The 14751-nt window shown below is 75.6% G+C and carries 15 protein-coding genes; 5 read left to right on the top strand and 10 right to left on the bottom strand.

All coding sequences use genetic code 11. The annotated features are described in order from the left end of the window. Window positions 1-6: 6 nt before the first annotated feature. The 3 genes from PHY01_RS07825 to PHY01_RS07815 all read right to left on the bottom strand — a co-directional run bounded on the left by PHY01_RS07825 (window position 7) and on the right by PHY01_RS07815 (window position 2819). A complete protein-coding gene (locus PHY01_RS07825; RefSeq protein WP_246085761.1) occupies window positions 7-561 on the bottom strand; it encodes a transporter substrate-binding domain-containing protein in 555 nt (184 codons plus the stop codon). Between the two features lie 321 nt (window positions 562-882). Beyond that, window positions 883-1554, bottom strand: a complete 672-nt coding sequence (locus tag PHY01_RS07820) for a response regulator transcription factor (RefSeq protein ID WP_141277855.1) — start codon at window positions 1552-1554, stop codon at window positions 883-885. Next, window positions 1551-2819: a sensor histidine kinase gene (locus PHY01_RS07815; RefSeq protein ID WP_218030056.1), complete on the bottom strand. Its 1269-nt coding sequence runs from the start codon at window positions 2817-2819 to the stop codon at window positions 1551-1553. Before PHY01_RS07815 ends, PHY01_RS07820 begins: the two co-directional genes overlap by 4 nt. A gap of 118 nt (window positions 2820-2937) precedes the next feature. Here PHY01_RS07815 and PHY01_RS07810 point away from each other — a divergent pair, with 118 nt between their 5' ends. Then, window positions 2938-3699 (top strand): ABC transporter ATP-binding protein, encoded by a 762-nt coding sequence (locus tag PHY01_RS07810; protein WP_141277854.1) that lies wholly within the window; start codon window positions 2938-2940, stop codon window positions 3697-3699. Continuing rightward, entirely contained in the window at window positions 3684-5357 is a 1674-nt protein-coding gene (locus PHY01_RS07805) for a hypothetical protein (protein WP_141277853.1), read from the top strand. The genes PHY01_RS07810 and PHY01_RS07805 overlap by 16 nt, the downstream gene beginning before the upstream one ends. A gap of 1 nt (window position 5358) precedes the next feature. On the opposite strand, the gene PHY01_RS07800 is transcribed toward PHY01_RS07805, so the two are convergent. Continuing rightward, a complete protein-coding gene (locus PHY01_RS07800; protein ID WP_141277852.1) occupies window positions 5359-6132 on the bottom strand; it encodes an enoyl-CoA hydratase-related protein in 774 nt (257 codons plus the stop codon). A gap of 94 nt (window positions 6133-6226) precedes the next feature. On the opposite strand from PHY01_RS07800, the gene PHY01_RS07795 reads away from it, so the two are divergent. Beyond that, complete coding sequence (locus tag PHY01_RS07795) at window positions 6227-7768, top strand: tetratricopeptide repeat protein (protein WP_141277851.1); 1542 nt, start codon at window positions 6227-6229, stop codon at window positions 7766-7768. A 22-nt stretch (window positions 7769-7790) separates the two neighbouring features. On the opposite strand, the gene PHY01_RS07790 is transcribed toward PHY01_RS07795, so the two are convergent. From PHY01_RS07790 to PHY01_RS07775, 4 genes are all read right to left on the bottom strand, one after another. Then, window positions 7791-8561 carry an FHA domain-containing protein gene (locus PHY01_RS07790; protein ID WP_246085760.1) on the bottom strand — a complete coding sequence of 257 codons (771 nt, stop codon included), beginning with the start codon at window positions 8559-8561 and terminating at the stop codon, window positions 7791-7793. Between the two features lie 13 nt (window positions 8562-8574). Next, window positions 8575-9735 carry an acyl-CoA dehydrogenase family protein gene (locus PHY01_RS07785; RefSeq protein ID WP_141277849.1) on the bottom strand — a complete coding sequence of 387 codons (1161 nt, stop codon included), beginning with the start codon at window positions 9733-9735 and terminating at the stop codon, window positions 8575-8577. Next, on the bottom strand, window positions 9735-10322 hold the full coding sequence (locus PHY01_RS07780) for a TetR/AcrR family transcriptional regulator (RefSeq protein ID WP_370467373.1): 588 nt from the start codon (window positions 10320-10322) through the stop codon (window positions 9735-9737). The genes PHY01_RS07785 and PHY01_RS07780 overlap by 1 nt, the downstream gene beginning before the upstream one ends. Before the next feature lie 107 nt (window positions 10323-10429). Next, window positions 10430-10972: an NUDIX domain-containing protein gene (locus tag PHY01_RS07775; protein ID WP_246085759.1), complete on the bottom strand. Its 543-nt coding sequence runs from the start codon at window positions 10970-10972 to the stop codon at window positions 10430-10432. 17 nt (window positions 10973-10989) lie between these two features. Here PHY01_RS07775 and PHY01_RS07770 point away from each other — a divergent pair, with 17 nt between their 5' ends. Continuing rightward, window positions 10990-11964 (top strand): helix-turn-helix transcriptional regulator, encoded by a 975-nt coding sequence (locus tag PHY01_RS07770; RefSeq protein ID WP_141277848.1) that lies wholly within the window; start codon window positions 10990-10992, stop codon window positions 11962-11964. A gap of 70 nt (window positions 11965-12034) precedes the next feature. Here PHY01_RS07770 and PHY01_RS07765 read toward each other — a convergent pair whose 3' ends face one another. Further along, window positions 12035-13225, bottom strand: coding sequence for an amidohydrolase family protein (locus PHY01_RS07765; RefSeq protein WP_141277847.1), 1191 nt, complete (start codon window positions 13223-13225; stop codon window positions 12035-12037). Window positions 13226-13358: 133 nt separating this feature from the next. Between PHY01_RS07765 and nucS the strand changes: the two genes are divergently transcribed. Then, window positions 13359-14018 (top strand): endonuclease NucS, encoded by a 660-nt coding sequence (nucS, locus tag PHY01_RS07760; RefSeq protein WP_141277846.1) that lies wholly within the window; start codon window positions 13359-13361, stop codon window positions 14016-14018. Window positions 14019-14077: 59 nt separating this feature from the next. On the opposite strand, the gene PHY01_RS07755 is transcribed toward nucS, so the two are convergent. After that, window positions 14078-14731 carry a 4a-hydroxytetrahydrobiopterin dehydratase gene (locus PHY01_RS07755; RefSeq protein WP_141277845.1) on the bottom strand — a complete coding sequence of 218 codons (654 nt, stop codon included), beginning with the start codon at window positions 14729-14731 and terminating at the stop codon, window positions 14078-14080. Window positions 14732-14751: the final 20 nt, after the last annotated feature.

Here is a 14751-nt window from a genome sequence, read left to right as displayed (position 1 = left end):
GGTGCGTCACCCCGGGGAGCAGAGCGTCCCGGTCGTGAGGTCGGGGTCGGGGAGGTTGTCGGCCCCGAGGCCGAAGGGTTCGGTGATCCGGGCCCACTCGCCGGACTCCTGCAGGGCCGCCAGCTCGGCGTCGAACGCCGCGCGCAGGTCGTCGTCGCCGGTGCGCATCGCGAAGCCGGCGGCCGGGACGACCGTGCGGCCCCCCAGCGTCGGCTCGAACGGCCGGGTGATCTCGACGCCGGTCCCGGGGTTGCGGCGCAGCTCGTCACGCAGGGAGATCGCGGTGAGCGCGCCGGCCTGCGCCCGGCCGTCGACCACGGCGCGGAACAGCCCGCTCTGGGTGTCGACGACCAGCAGCCGGTCGTCGCCGATCCCGGCGGCACGGGCGTAGGCCAGCTCGGCGGAGCCGTCGAGCACCGCGAGGACGACCCCGGACCGCGCGACCCCCTGGAACGTGCCGATGCCGCGCGGGTTGCCCTCGGGGAGCAGGAACGCGGGTGGGGCGACGAAGTCCGGGCGGCTGAACGCCACCAGACCGCAGCGCTCCGGGGTGATCGTCATCCCGGCCGCGACGAGGTCGAACTGGCCGTCCCGCAGCCCGGGGACCAGGTCGGCGGACCTGCACCGCCGACAGCCCGCCCACACCCAGGCGGGCGAGCACCGCCCTGGCCACCTCCGGCTGGGCGCCGGTGATGCGGCCGGAGCCGTCGACATAGCCGTAGGGGCGCTCACCGGACAGGCCGACGCGCAGCACACCCGAGCGGCGGGCGCGTTCGAGCGTGGTGCCGGTGGGCTGCGCGCACGCGGCCCCGAGCACGGTCAGGGGCGCGAGGGTCAGGAGCCGCCTGCGGGAGAGCATCGGATGCAGGTTATGCGCGCTGGTCAGCCCCCGCCGGGTCGGGCGGAGCGACCCGACTCGTAGGCCAGGATCGCCAGCTGGGTGCGGTTGGTCAGATCCAGCTTCGTCATGGCCGACGAGAGGTGCGCCTTGACGCTGGACACCGACAGGTGCAGCCGGTCCGCGATCTCGCCGTTGCTCAACCCGTCGGCCACGGCGGCGGCGACGTCCCGCTCGCGGTCGCTGAGCAGCGCGATCCGGGCGCGGGCGGCCGGGTCCGGACCGGCGGGCGCCCGGTCGGCGGCCATCTCCATGACGCTGCGGGTCACCGACGGCGACAGGACAGGCTCGCCCGCGGCGGCGCGCCGCACGGCGTCGACGATCTCGGCGGGCGGGGTGTGCTTGAGCAGGTAGCCCGCCGCGCCGGCGCGCAGTGCGGCGAGCACGCTGTCGTCGCCGTCGAAGGTGGTGAGCACGACGACGGCCGGCCGGTCGCCGGTGCGGGCGCCCAGCGCACGGGTGGCCGCGACCCCGTCGACGCGGGGCATCCGCAGGTCCATCAGCACGACGTCCGGGGCGAGGGCGTCGACGGCCGTGGGCACGGCGCTGCCGTCGGCGGCCTCCCCGACCACCTCGACGTCGGCCGCGCCGCCCAGCATCAGCGTCAGGCCGGAGCGCACCAGCGGGTCGTCGTCGACGACCAGGACCCGGATCACGGGCCCCACGGTAGCCGCGCGACCAGCCGGAACCGCCCCTCGGTGACATCGTGGCCGAGCTCGCCGCCGTGCAGGCCGACGCGCTCCGCCAGACCCACGAGCCCGGTCCGGGCCCCCGGGATCTCGTCGGAGGTGACGCCCACCGCGACCGGGTTGACCACCCGCACCTCGACCTCGCGGCCCGGCTCGGCCGTCACGCGCACCTCGACGGCCGCGCCGGGTGCGTGCTTGCGGGCGTTGGTCAGACCCTCCTGGACCAGCCGGTAGACGGTGTGCTGCAGGCGGGGTCGCAACCCGTCGAGGTCACCGCGCAGGGTGGCGTCCACCTGCTGGCCGCTGCGCCGGGCGTCGGCCAGCAGACCGGGGAGCAGGTCGGCTGTGGGCTGTGGCGGGTCGGCGTCCGGGCCGCCGGCGCCCGGCGGTCGCAGCACGTGCAGCACCTCGCGCAGCTCCTCCAGCGCGCGGGTGGCGTTGCCGCGCATCACGCCGACCGCGTCGTGCACCTCGGCCGCCGTCAGCGGCGGGGCCGTGCCCGCCTCGGCCTGCTCGGTGCGGTACTCCAGCGCCCCGGCGTGCACCGAGAGCAGCGAGATCCGGTGGGCGAGCGTGTCGTGCATCTCGCGGGCGATGCGCGCCCGTTCGTCGCGGCGGCTGTCCTGCAACCGGTTCTCGTACTCCCTGCGGGTCTCGTCGGCCCGCGCCCGCAGCACCAGGACGAGCCGGCGCCGGGCCCGCACCGCGAGGCCCGCCGTCATCACCAGCAGGAAGAGCAGGGTGATCACGACGTAGGGCGAGTACGGGTCGGTGTCGTGGTCGACGACGTAGAGGGCGAGATAGGGGACGCCCAGCAGCGTCGCGAGGGCGGCGACCAGCGGCAGTGCGGGGGTCCAGCCGCGGTGCAGGGCGAGGGAGAACAGCAGGACGAGCACGGCGCCGGTGGCGCTGTTGGACACGGCCGCCGCGGCCGCCGCGAGCAGGCCGAGCGCCACGGGGAAGCGGCGGCGCCACCACAGCGCCAGGCACGCCACCGCCCCGGCGACCGGATCGACGACGCGCAGCCACATCGGCAGGCCGTAGACGTCGTCGAGCACGGTGGTCCGGAACATCACGATCCCGACCAGCACCGCGACGGCGAAGAACACGACGTCGACGGCCCAGTCCCGCGGCGTGCGCCCGTCCGGGACGCCGGTGCCGGCCGCGCGCACGAGTTCGCCGGGCAGCATCCAGTGGTCCACCGGGGGCCGGGCGGCCGGTGCCGCGTCCATGACCTCACGGTAGGGGACGGCCGGGTGGCCGTGGGGGCACCATGAGGTGGCCGATCGGCCCTGCGCTCTGTCCGTTCGGTCGAGGCGCGCCGGGGGCGGGTCCCGCAACGTGGGTGCCATGACCACCGCGCTGCGCCTGGACGGGCTGACGAAGGACTTCTCCGGCACCCTCGCCGCCGACCATGTCGACCTGACGGTGCCGGTCGGGTCGCTGACCGGGCTCGTCGGGCCGAACGGGGCCGGCAAGACCACCTCGATCGCGATGGCCGTCGGGTTGCTGCGACCCGACTCCGGGACCGCGGCCGTCCACGGCGTCGACGTCTGGGCCGAACCGGTACGCGCCAAGGCGATGCTCGGGGTGCTGCCCGACGGGCTGGCGCTGCCCGAGCGGCTCACCGGCGCCGAGCTGCTCACCTACTGGGGTCTGCTGCGCGGTATGGCCGCCGACGTCGTGCGCTCGCGCAGCGTCGAGCTCATGCGGATCCTGGAGCTCGACGCCGCCGAGGAGCGCGGCCTGCTGGTCCTCGAGTACTCGACCGGGATGCGCAAGAAGATCGGGCTGGCCACGGCGCTGCTGCACGCGCCACGGGTGCTGGTGCTCGACGAGCCCTTCGAGGCCGTCGACCCGGTGTCGGCCCGGGTACTGCGCGGCATCCTGCGCCGGTTCGTCGCCGCCGGGGGGTCGTTGGTGATCTCGTCGCACGTGATGAGCCTGGTGGAGGACCTGTGCGACCGGGTCGCGGTGATCGCGGGCGGGCGGGTGCTGGCCGACGGCACGCTGGCCGAGGTCCGCGGCGCGACGTCGCTGGAGGACACGTTCGTCCGGCTGGTCGGCGAGCGGGAGATCGGGACGGGGGAGCTCGCGTGGTTGGCACACTGATCCGGCTGCGGTTCGCGATCCAGCGCCACACGCCGGGCTGGAAACGCCTGCTGGGGCTGGTGCTCGGGATCGGCGCGGCCCTGCTGACCTGGGCCGCGACGCTGATCGCCCCGGCCGGTGGTGACGTCCTGCTGCTCGTGCTGGCCGGCTGGCTCGCGGGCTGGCTGGTCGGTCCGGTCCTGTCGTCGGGGGCCGCGGTGCTGCGCCCGGAGTACTTCGCGCTGCTGCCGCTGGAGCGGCGCCGGCTCGGGGCCGGTCTGCTCGCCTCGGTGTTCGTCGGGGTCGGTGCCGCGGTGACGGCGGGGGGCCTGCTCGCGCTCGTCGGCCACGCGATCGTGGTGGCCGACGGCCCGGCCGTGGTCGCGGCCGTCGCGGCGGCGCTGCTCGGGGCGACCCTGCTGCTGGTGCTGGTGGTGTCCCTGTCCCGGGCGGTCTACGCCGTGCTGGGCGCGGCGATGCGGACCCGGCTCGGGGTCGAGGTCGCGGCCGTCCAGTACGGGTTGCTGATCGCGACGCTCTTCGCGGGCTGGCTCGTCGTCTCGCCGGTCGTCGGGGCGACGCCGGTGTTCCTGCGCGACGGGTTCGCCGCCGTCCCCGTCGCGGCGTCGGTGCTGGGGTGGGCGCCCTCGGGATGGCCGGTGCGGGCGGTGGAGGCGGCCGCCGACGGGCGGTGGCCCGCCGCGCTGGGCTGGCTGGGCATGCTCGCCGCGGCCGCGGCCGCGGCGCTGTGCGTCGCCGCGGCGGTCGCCCTGCTCACCCCGCACGTCGGCGACCGCACGGCCCGGCGCGCGCGGCGGCCGCTGGGCAGCCGCGTGCTCACCGGCTCCCGGGTGCTGCCCGCGACGCCGCTGGGCGCGGTCGCGGGCAAGGAGCTGCGGGCCTGGTGGCGCGATCCCTGGCGCAGCCTGGAGGTGCGCAGCGCGATCTGGTTCGGGGTGTTCCTGGCGGTGTTCGGCGTGCTCGCGGGGATGCCCCGGGTCACCGCGCTGTCCGGGGTGGCGGTGGCGCTGATGGTGGCGCTGAGCGGGGCCAACCTGTTCGGGCAGGACGGCACCGCGCTCTGGCAGCTCGTGGTGGGCCAGAGCCCGGCCGCGGTGCGCGCCGACATCCGGGGGCGGCAGGTCGGGCTGGTCGTCTCGATGGGTGTGCCCGCGGTGCTGCTCGCGCTGGTGATGGCGCTGCTCACCGGCACCTGGGCGCTGCTCCCTGCGGCCCTGAGCGCGATCGTGGTGGTCGTGCTCGTGGGCAGCGGGGTGGCCGTGGTGATGTCGGTCGTCGGCGTCACCCCGGGCGTCGATCCGCACCGGCGCGTCAACGCCACCGACGCCGGGGAGAACAACCTGTCCATCCAGGTGGCCCTGTGGGCGACGCTGCTGCTGGTCTCGCCGACGGTGGTCCCCGCGGTGCTGCTCGTGTCGGACCCGGGTGTGGGGCTCGCCGTGCTGACGGCGACGACCGCGGTCGTCAACGGGGTGGCGGTGGCCTGGCTCGGCGGGGCCGTGGCGATCCACCGGCTGACCCACCACCTGCCCGAGACCTTCGCCCGGCTGCGCTACCCCGGCACCGGTGCGGGCACCACCGGCGGATCCGGGGTGCTCGACCGGCTGTCCGGGCACGCCGAGAAGGAGGCGCTGACGGCCGCGGCGGGCCGGCGGTGACTCAGTCGGTCCAGACCGGGCGGCGCTTCTCCAGGAACGACGCCATGCCCTCGCGCGCACCGGGGCTCTGCGACATCGACGCCATCACCTCGACGGCGATCGTGTAGGCGTCGGCCTCGGGGCGGTCGAGCTGGGCGTAGAGCGTCTGCTTGCCGACGCCCTTGCCGAAGCGGGTGCCCCGGGTGGCGCGGGCCAGCAGCTCGTCGGTGCGGGCGTCGAGCTCGTCGTCGGGCACGGCGTAGTTGACCAGGCCCCACTCGACGGCCGTCCGGGCGTCGATCGGGTCGCCCGTCAGCGTCATCTCCATGAGGCGCTTGCGGCCGATGTTGCGGGCCACCGGGACTGCCGGGGTGTGGCAGAACCAGCCCCCCTTGCCGCCGGGCAGCGCGAACGAGGCCGACTCGGCGGCGACGGCGAGGTCGCAGGTGGCCACCAGCTGGCAGCCGGCCGCCGTGGCGATCGTGGCCACCTTGGCGATCACGACCTGCGGCACCTGCTGCACGGTCTGCATCACCCGGGTGCACAGGCGCAGCAGGTCGCGCACGCCCGCCAGGTCGCGCGAGGACACGTCGGCGAAGTCGTGACCGGCCGAGAACGCCTTGCCCTCGCCGGAGAGCACGATGCCGGTGGCGTCGGAGTCGCCGGCGGCGGTGAACGCGTGCAGCAGCTCGCGCAGGTGGGGCTCGGAGAGGGCGTTGCGGCGCTCGGGACGGTTCATCGTGATCCGCACCGTGTCGCCGTCGTGCTTGACGAGGAGGTGGTCGTAGTCGGCCATGGACCCGACGGTAACCGTCCGGCGTCGGAACCGGGAGGTCCGCCGATCTTCTGGCCTACTACACCCGGACACGACGACACGGGGGATCGAGCGGATGGACGAGGACCGGCCCGGGGCACCGCGATCGGCGATCGCGGCGGCGCTGCTCAACCTCACCGGGCTCGGGCTCGGCTACGCCTACCTGGGCCGGTGGCGGCGTCAGGCGCTGCACCTCGTCGGCACCGCGGTGCTGGTGGCGCTGGCGTTCGCCACCGGTGCGGCGGCGCTGCCCTGGCTGTGGGTCGCGGTCACGGCCGGGTGGCTGGGCTGGATGGCCGTCGACGCCGCCCGGCTGGCGCGCCGGCGGCACACCCCCGCCCGGCACCTGTCCGCGGTGGCGGGGACACTCGTGCTGGTCGGGGCGCTGGTCACCGGGTTCGTGCTGTACAGCGCGGCGGGCGCGCGGGCCTACGCCGACGCCGCGGCGGCGCGGGACCGGGGCGACTGCGCGGCCGCGGTCGACGGGTTCGGGCAGGTCACCGGCCGCTACGAGCTGACGCTCTCGCCCGACGTCGCCCGCGCCGACGCCGGCCGCGCCGAGTGCACGGCGTTCCTGGCCGCAGGCGACGCGGCGGGCCGCGGGGGCTACGTCGAGGCGGTGCGCCTCTACGGCGACCTGCGGCGCGCGTACCCGGACAGCCCGCTCGCCCCGTTCGTCGACGCCGACCTGAGCCGCACCCTGCAGGAGTGGGCCACGGCGCTGCGCGGTGCGGGGGAGTACGACGAGGCCGTGCGGGTCTACCGCGACCTGCTCGTCGAGGTCGGCGACGGACCGGAGGCGGCGGGGGTGCGCGCGTCGCTGGCGGAGGCCTCCGTCGAGGGCGTCGACGCGCTGCGCGCGCAGCTGGCGACGCTGACCGGGCAGCCGCGCGTCGACGCGGTGCGTTCGGGCATCGACGCCCTCGTGGCGGTGCAGCGCGAGCTCGCCGACACACCGTCCGCGGCGGGTGCCGCCCAGGGCCTCGCCGACCTCTACGCGGCGGCGAACACCCAGGCCGCCACCGGGCTGTGGTGCGAGGCGCTGCCCGTGCTCGACCACGTCGTGACCCGCACCGACCCGGAGGCGGCCGGGATCGTCGCGGCCGCGGTGGTCGACCGGCCGGCGGCGCTGTTCGGGTGCGGGTTGCAGGAGTACGCCGCCGGGGCGTGGACGGAGGCGGCCGCCGCGTTCGACCAGCTCGTCGCCGGGTACCCCGACCACCCGCAGCGCGCCCAGGCCCAGGCCGACGCGATCGCGGCGCGGGCGGCGGCGGTGCAGGGCGCGGCGCTGCCCGCACTGCCCGGGCCGTTCGCCGGTGACACCCCCGGCTCCATCCCGGTGACGCTGCACAACGACAACCCCGCCGAGGTGCGCGTGTTCGTCGTGGGGCCGACGGCGCACGAGTTCGTGCTGCCCGGCTGCCCCACCTGCCCGGCCTCCTACGCCACCGACGCCGAGGCCTGCCCGTCCCTGGAGGGCCGCCCGTCGCAGCGCCTGACGCTGCCCCCGGGCGACTACACGATCATCAGCCGGTACCCGACGACGAACCCGGCGGTGCAGACCAGCAACGTGCAGAGCGGGTTCGAGTACTCCAACTGCCTCTACGTCGGGCCGTGACGACCGGGCGCCCGGGTGACACCTAGTCGCCCAGCAGCTCCAGGTCCGGCGGCACGAGGGTGGTGGAGAGCACCAGCTCGCGGATGAGGTTGTCGTTGAGCGCGTTGCCGACCGGCTCGCCGACCTCCTCGCGCGTCAGCCCGGGGACCCCGCCCTTCGACATCCGCGTCCGGATCGCGGTGACGGCGTGCTCGACGCGCTTGGGCGTCCAGCCCGCGTCGGGCTGCAGCTCGGCGAGCTGGTCGGCGGCCTGACGCCAGGACAGCGGCTGCGGGCGGTGCTCGTGGAGCAGGTAGCGCTGGCCCAGGACGACCAGCACCAGCCGCTCCTCGTCGTCGAGACGCCACAGGACCGGCTGCTGCGTGGCGTCGCGGTGCCGGGCGACGGGGCGCTCCCCGTCGGCCCCGGTGACGAACAGCTCCAGCAGGTGTTCGCGGTGGCTCGACCCCCGCACGAACACCGGTGTGTAGCCCTCGTCGAGCGGGACGGGCTCCTCCTCGGCGAACAGCAGCCGCGCGCCGGGCAGCCGGATCGGCAGGCGCCCGGTGTTGCGGATCCACCAGCGCCCGCCGCGGTGCTCCAGCACGCCGTGCTCGCGGCTGACGCGCGGGTCGTCCTCGCCGACGCAGACGTGCACCTCGGGCCGGTTGCGGCCGAACACCAGCGTGCGGCCCTCCTTCGGGCCGACCGAGATGCCGCCCGCGACCGACAGCACGAAGATCGTCGCGCGGGCGGCGGGCGGGACGCCGTGCGCGAGGCTCGCGTGGGTCGTCGGGAGGACGCGGTCGGGCACGCCCGCCATCTTCTCAGTAGCTCTTGGGGAGGCCCAGGGTGTGCTGCGCGACGAAGTTGAGGATCATCTCCCGGCTGACGGGGGCGATCCGCGCGGTCCGCACGGCCCCGATCAGCGTGCCCACCCCGTACTCGACGGCCATCCCGTTGCCGCCGTGCGCCTGCACCGCGGCGTCGACGGCGTTGATCGCGGCCTCCGCGGCGGAGTACTTGGCGATGTTGGCGGCCTCCGCGGCGGCGGCCATGTCGCCCGCGTCGTAGAACCAGGCCGCGCGCGTGGTCGCCATCCGGGCCAGCTCGACCTCCATGTGCGCCTTCGCGAGCGGGTGCGCGATGGCCTGGTGGGCGCCGATCGGGGTCTTCCAGACGGTGCGGTCCTTCGCGTAGTCGACGCCCTTGCGCAGCGCGTAGCGGGCGAGGCCGTTGGAGTAGGCGGCGACGGTGATCCGCTCCGGGTTGAGCCCGGCGAACAGCGCGGCGAGCCCGGCCTCCTCGCCGCCGACCAGCGCGTCGTCGGGGAGCAGGGCGTCGTCGAAGAAGACGGTGAACTGCTTCTCCGGGCTCTGGATCGCCATCTCGATCGGCTGGTAGGTCATGCCGGGCGTGTCGGTGGGGACGATGAACATCGCCGGGCGCAGCGTGCCCTCGGCCCCCTCCAGCCGGGTGACGACGAGCGTCGCCTCGGTCTCGTCGACGCCGGAGATGTAGTACTTGGTGCCGCTGATCCGCCAGCCCTTGCCGTCCGGGTCGCGGCGGGCCGTGGTGGTGATGCGGTGCGAGTTGGACCCGGCGTCGGGCTCGGTGATCGCGAACGACATCTTGGCGCTGCCGTCGGCGAAGCGGGGGAGCCAGCGCTCCTTCTGGTCGGTCGTGCCGTTGGTGGCGATCACGGTGGCCGCGATGGCCGGGGAGACGACGATGAGCAGCAGCGGGCAGCCGGCCGCCGCGATCTCCTCCGCGACGATCGACAGCTCCACCATCCCGGCCCCGCCGCCGCCGTACTCGGCGGGCACGGCGACGCCCAGGTAGCCGTTGTCGCCCGCCTCCTTCCACAGCTCGGTGGTCTTGCCGCCGCTGCGGGCCTTCCCGATCAGGTAGTCGTGGCCGTACTTGCCGGCCATCGCGGCCACGGACTTCCGCAGCAGCTGCTGCTCGTCGGTCTCACGCAGGTCCATCACGCCTCCAGGCGGGTGTCGAGGTGCTCCGCCCAGTCCGCCAGCACGTGCCGGCGGCGGACGCTGTCGTCGGAGAGCAGCCCGGAGACACCCAGGCCGCGCACCAGGTCGAGGGTCTGCTGGATCGCCGCCCGCACACCGGGCCGCGACTCGTCGGCCCCCAGCAGCTCGACGGTGAGCCGGTGGGTCTCGCGGCCCACCTCCGCCTCCAGGGGCACGACGGCGGCGCGCAGGGCGTCGTCGGTGCGGGCGGCGACCCACAGCTCCAGCATCGCGCGGAACAGCGGGCCGGTGTGCAGGTCGGCGAGCATGTCCAGGACGGCCGCGGTGCGCCCCGGGCCGAGCGCGGCGGCGCGCTGCCGGGCGTCGGCGAACCGGGCCGCACCCAGGTGCGCGACGGCGGCCAGCACCAGCTCCTCGCGCGTGGGGTAGTGGTGCAGCTGCGCCCCGCGCGACACCCCGGCCCGCTGCGCGACCACCGTCGTCGTCGTGCCGGACCAGCCCCGCTCCACCAGGCAGTCGACGGTGGCCGCCATCAGCCGCGCGCGGGTGGCGTCGCTGCGCTCCTGCTGGCGGGTGGCGGTCACGGGGGCAGCCTGCCCGGCCGGCAAACAAACAGTCAAGCCTGCTTTTCGACCCCCGTCAGAATGGCAGCACAGCCACGATGCCGCCGGGAGATGGCGGCATCGTGGCTTTACTGCCGGTCGGACGGGGCGGTCCGCAGCCGCAGCAGCAGGTAGGCCGCGAGCGTCTGGGCGTCGACGATCCGGCCGTCGCGGATCATCGTCTCGAACTCCGCGGTGCTGAACCACGCCGCGCGCATGTCCTGCTCCTGGTGCTCGCGCCGCGGCGGACCGGCGGTCAGCTCCGTCGCCAGGAACACGTGCTCGCGCTGGCTCGACATGCCCGGGGCGATGTCCAGGCGCCCCAACAGCTCCATCCGCCCGGCGACGAGCCCGGTCTCCTCGGCCAGCTCGCGGGCGGCGAGCTCGGCGGGATCGAGCTCGGCGCGGTCGGGGGCGGTCCCCATCGGGAACTCCCAGCGCCGCCGCCCGACCGGGTAGCGGAACTGCTCGACCAGATGCAGGCGGTCGCCGTCGAGGGGGACGACCACGGCCGCGGTCGGCTTGTCGACCACCCCGAAGATCCCCTCGGAGCCGTCGGGTCGCCGGATCGCGTCCTCGCGGACGGTCATCCAGCTGTTGGCGTAGACCTGACGGCTGCCGATCGTCTCCACCGGGGCAGTATCGCGGGGTGCGCGCCTCCCGCCTCGTCACCCTGCTGTTCACGCTGCAGCGCCGACGCAGCGCCACGGCGGCGGAGCTGGCGCGCGAGCTGGGGGTCTCCGAGCGCACGATCTACCGCGACGTCGCGGCGCTCGGCGAGGCGGGCGTCCCGCTGTTCACCGAGTCCGGGCCGGGCGGCGGCATCCGGCTCGTCGAGGGCTGGCGCACCCGGCTCGACGGCCTCACCGCGCACGAGGCCGCGGCGCTGTTCGCCGTCGGCGCGCCGCAGGTACTCGCCGAGCTGGGGATGGGGGCCGCGCTGGCCGGGGCGCAGGCCAAGCTCCTGGCGACGTTGCCCGCGACGCTGCGCGAGCACGCCCGGACCGTGGCCGAGCGGTTCCACCTCGACGCACCGGGGTGGTTCCACCGTCCGCACGAGGTGCCGCACCTGGACATCGTCGCCGCGGCGGTCTGGGACCAGCAGCGCCTGGCGGTGGGTTACCGCCGCCGCGACGAGGTGGTGCAGCGCGAGCTCGACCCGCTGGGCCTGGTGATGAAGGCCGGCACCTGGTACCTCGCCGCGGCCACCGGCGACCGGGTGCTGATGTTCCGCGTCGACCGGATCGTCGAGGCCGCACCGACGGGGCAGGGCTTCGAGCGACCGCCCGACTTCGACCTCCCGACCTGGTGGGCCGGGGCGTCGGCGGGGTTCGAGTCGACGATGCTGCGCGCCACCGTCCGGCTGCGCCTGGGCCCGCGCGGTCTCGCGCGGCTCCCGCACGTCACCGACGCCGACGCGGCGGCGAAGGCCCTCGCCGACGCCGGCGACCCGGACGACCGCGGGTGGCGCGAGGTCACGCTCGCCGTCGAGGACGTGCGGGTCGCGGCCGCTCAGCTCGTCGGCCTCGCCGGCGAGGTGGAGGCGATCGACCCGGCGGGGCTGCGCTCGGCGCTGCGGGACGCGGGGCTCGCGCTCGTCGCCCACAACGGGGGCACCGGGTAGCCGGCCCACAGGTGGGCCAGTGCCCAGCCGTTGTCGGTGGCCAGGCTGCGTAGCAGCGCCTCCCACGCCTTCACGACGCCACCGCCGCGGGCCGCCGCACGAACCGCCCGGCCACCAGCACCGCGACCGGTGCGAGCAGCGCACCGATGTCGACGGTCGGGTCGCCCGCCACGGCGAGCAGGTCGGCGTCGTAGCCGGGCGCGACCCGGCCCTTGCGGTCACCGACCCCGCACACCTGCGCGGCGGTGGCGGTGCCCGCCCGCAGCGCCTCGGGCGGCGTCATCCCCAGGTCGACGAGCTGGGCGAGGCCGTACGGGAGCACCCCGTGCGGCTTGGGCGGGGCGATCCCCGCGTCGGTCCCGGCGACGACCAGCGCCCCCGCCCGGATCAGCGTGGCGTGCGCGGCGAGCAGGTCGGGCAGCAGCCTCGCCAGCAGCGGCGGCGGCGCCATGCCGCCCGGGACGGGTGCGAGCCCGACCGTCGAGCCGATGGCGATCCGGCGGGTGACGAGCGCGTCGGCGAGCTCCGGCGGCAGCACGATCCGCTCGCCGTCGAAGCAAGTGCAGTGCTCGATCCCGTCGACGCGCGCGTCGACCGCGTCGCGCACGGCGGTCAGCGCGTGGGCGTGCGCGGTGACCGGGAGCCCGTGCCGGTGGGCCTCCTCCACGACGACCCGCAGCTCGCCCGCCGAGAACTGGCCGCCCGCGATGTCGGAGCCCTCCGTCAGCATCCCGCCGCTGGCCATCACCTTGATGACGTCCACGCCGCGCTCGGCGTGCGCCCGCACCGCCGCCCGCACCCCGGCGACGCCCTGCGCGGCCCCGCCCAGGAAGTGGCAGTGCCCGCCGGGTGAGGTGATCGGCGGCCCGGCCGCGACGATCGTCGGCAGCGACCCGCCGCGCTCGCGCAGCCGCAGTGCCGAGAAGTCGCGGTCGCCGAGGTCGCGGACCGTGGTCACCCCGGCCGCCAGCTGCGCCGCGGCCGCCGCGCCCATCGCCGCGAGCAGGGCGTCCTCGTCCCGGTCGGCGAGTGCGGTGACCGGGTCGGGCCCGCCGTCGAAGGCGAGGTGGACGTGGGTGTCGACGAGGCCGGGCAGCAGCGTCGCCCCGGGCAGCTCCACCAGCTCGGCGTCGTCGGGCACCGGGGCGTCGCGGCCGGGCCGGACCTCGGTGACGCGGCCGTCGGCCAGCAGCACGAGCGGGTCGTCGACGCAGGCCGTGCCGTCGAAGAGGCGGGCGGCGCGCAGGGCGGTTCTGGTCATGGGAGATGTCTACGACCGCCCGGCGCGCGGGCCATCGTGGAAACCACGTATCCGCGGTACGGGTACGCCGTGCGCCCGGGCGGGCCCGGATCGCGGCGTGGGTGGCGCACCGCGACCGGTAGGGTCGCTCGTCGTGCGCCTCGTCATCGCCCGCTGTCAGGTCGACTACGTCGGGCGCCTCACCGCCCACCTGCCGATGGCGCCCCGGTTGCTGCTGGTCAAGGCGGACGGGTCGGTGAGCATCCACGCCGACGACCGGGCCTACAAGCCGCTCAACTGGATGAGCCCGCCCTGCTGGCTGTCCGAGGAACCCGGCGTCTGGACCGTGCGCAACAAGGCCGACGAGTCGCTGGTCATCACCATCGACGAGGTGCTGCACGACTCCAGCCACGAGCTCGGCGTCGACCCGGGGCTGGTCAAGGACGGCGTCGAGGCGCACCTGCAGGAGCTGCTCGCCGCCCACCCGACGGTGCTGGGCGCGGACTACACGCTGGTCCGCCGCGAGTACATGACGGCGATCGGCCCCGTCGACCTGCTGTGCCGCGACCCGGCCGGGCGCCACGTCGCCGTCGAGGTGAAGCGCCGCGGCGAGATCGACGGCGTCGAGCAGCTCACCCGCTACCTCGAGCTCATGAACCGCGACCCGCTGCTCGCCCCCGTCGCCGGGGTGTACGCCGCGCAGCAGATCAAGCCGCAGGCCCGCACGCTCGCCGAGGACCGCGGGATCCGCTGCGTGGTGGTCGACTACGACACGCTGCGCGGCACAGAGTCGAAGGACCTGCGCCTGTTCTGACTGCGAGTCCCCCGTTTCCCGCGCGCGAGTCCCCCGTTCCCGTCGGCGGGTCGGGCGGGTCAGTCGCGGCCCTGCCAGGTGGTGACGCAGGCCTTGTTGCCCTGGGCGTCGGCGAGCACGACGAAGGCGGGGGCGGCGGAGTCGTCGACGAGCGTGCCGCCCGCGTCGAGGGCGGCCCGGATCCGGGCGTCGACGACCTCCGGGGGCACGCGGACGTCGAGGTGCCAGCGCTGCGGGGCGTCCCCGCCCGCAGACTGCTGGAACCAGATCGTCGGGCGGGTGCCGGCCGGGTCGGTGATCTCGTCGGGACGGGGGCCGGGGTCGTAGCCCAGCACCGCGGCCCAGAACGGCCGGATGGCCTCGACGTCGGGGGTGTCCAGCGCGAGCTCCAGCGTCGTCAGCGCGTCGGTGACGGCCGTGGCGCCCAGCTCGGCGGCGATCGCGGAGATCGCGCGGGCGAGCCGCACGTCGCGCTGCGTCAGCCCGCCGACGTCGTGCGAGGACAGCCGCACGTCGACCCGCCCCCAGTGCAGACCCAGGTCGGGATGGTGGTTCGCGTCCTCGGCGGCGGCGCCGATCCGGTTGACCAGATCCAGGGCCGAGACGAAGTCGGCGGTGCGGAAGCGGGCGTGCAGCTCGTCGAACATCGGGCGCCAGTCGGCGAGGCCCTCGCCGTCGACGTCCCGGCCGGAGAGGCGATCGGTGTCCGTCATGGCGCGGACCGTACCGGCCC

The organism is Pseudonocardia hydrocarbonoxydans, from assembly GCF_006539565.1.
GTDB lineage: Bacteria > Actinomycetota > Actinomycetes > Mycobacteriales > Pseudonocardiaceae > Pseudonocardia > Pseudonocardia hydrocarbonoxydans.
This window is presented reverse-complemented; position numbering and strand designations above follow the sequence as displayed.

Bases quoted from the DNA above. Each gene is read 5' to 3' on its own strand.
- PHY01_RS07825 (WP_246085761.1), bottom strand. From the start codon at position 561: ATGACGATCACCCCGGAGCGCTGCGGTCTGGTGGCGTTCAGCCGCCCG.
- PHY01_RS07815 (WP_218030056.1), bottom strand. From the start codon at position 2,819: ATGGACGCGGCACCGGCCGCCCGGCCCCCGGTGGACCACTGGATGCTG.
- PHY01_RS07810 (WP_141277854.1), top strand. From the start codon at position 2,938: ATGACCACCGCGCTGCGCCTGGACGGGCTGACGAAGGACTTCTCCGGC.
- PHY01_RS07800 (WP_141277852.1), bottom strand. From the start codon at position 6,132: ATGGCCGACTACGACCACCTCCTCGTCAAGCACGACGGCGACACGGTG.
- PHY01_RS07795 (WP_141277851.1), top strand. From the start codon at position 6,227: ATGGACGAGGACCGGCCCGGGGCACCGCGATCGGCGATCGCGGCGGCG.
- PHY01_RS07785 (WP_141277849.1), bottom strand. From the start codon at position 9,735: ATGGACCTGCGTGAGACCGACGAGCAGCAGCTGCTGCGGAAGTCCGTG.
- PHY01_RS07765 (WP_141277847.1), bottom strand. From the start codon at position 13,225: ATGACCAGAACCGCCCTGCGCGCCGCCCGCCTCTTCGACGGCACGGCC.
- PHY01_RS07755 (WP_141277845.1), bottom strand. From the start codon at position 14,731: ATGACGGACACCGATCGCCTCTCCGGCCGGGACGTCGACGGCGAGGGC.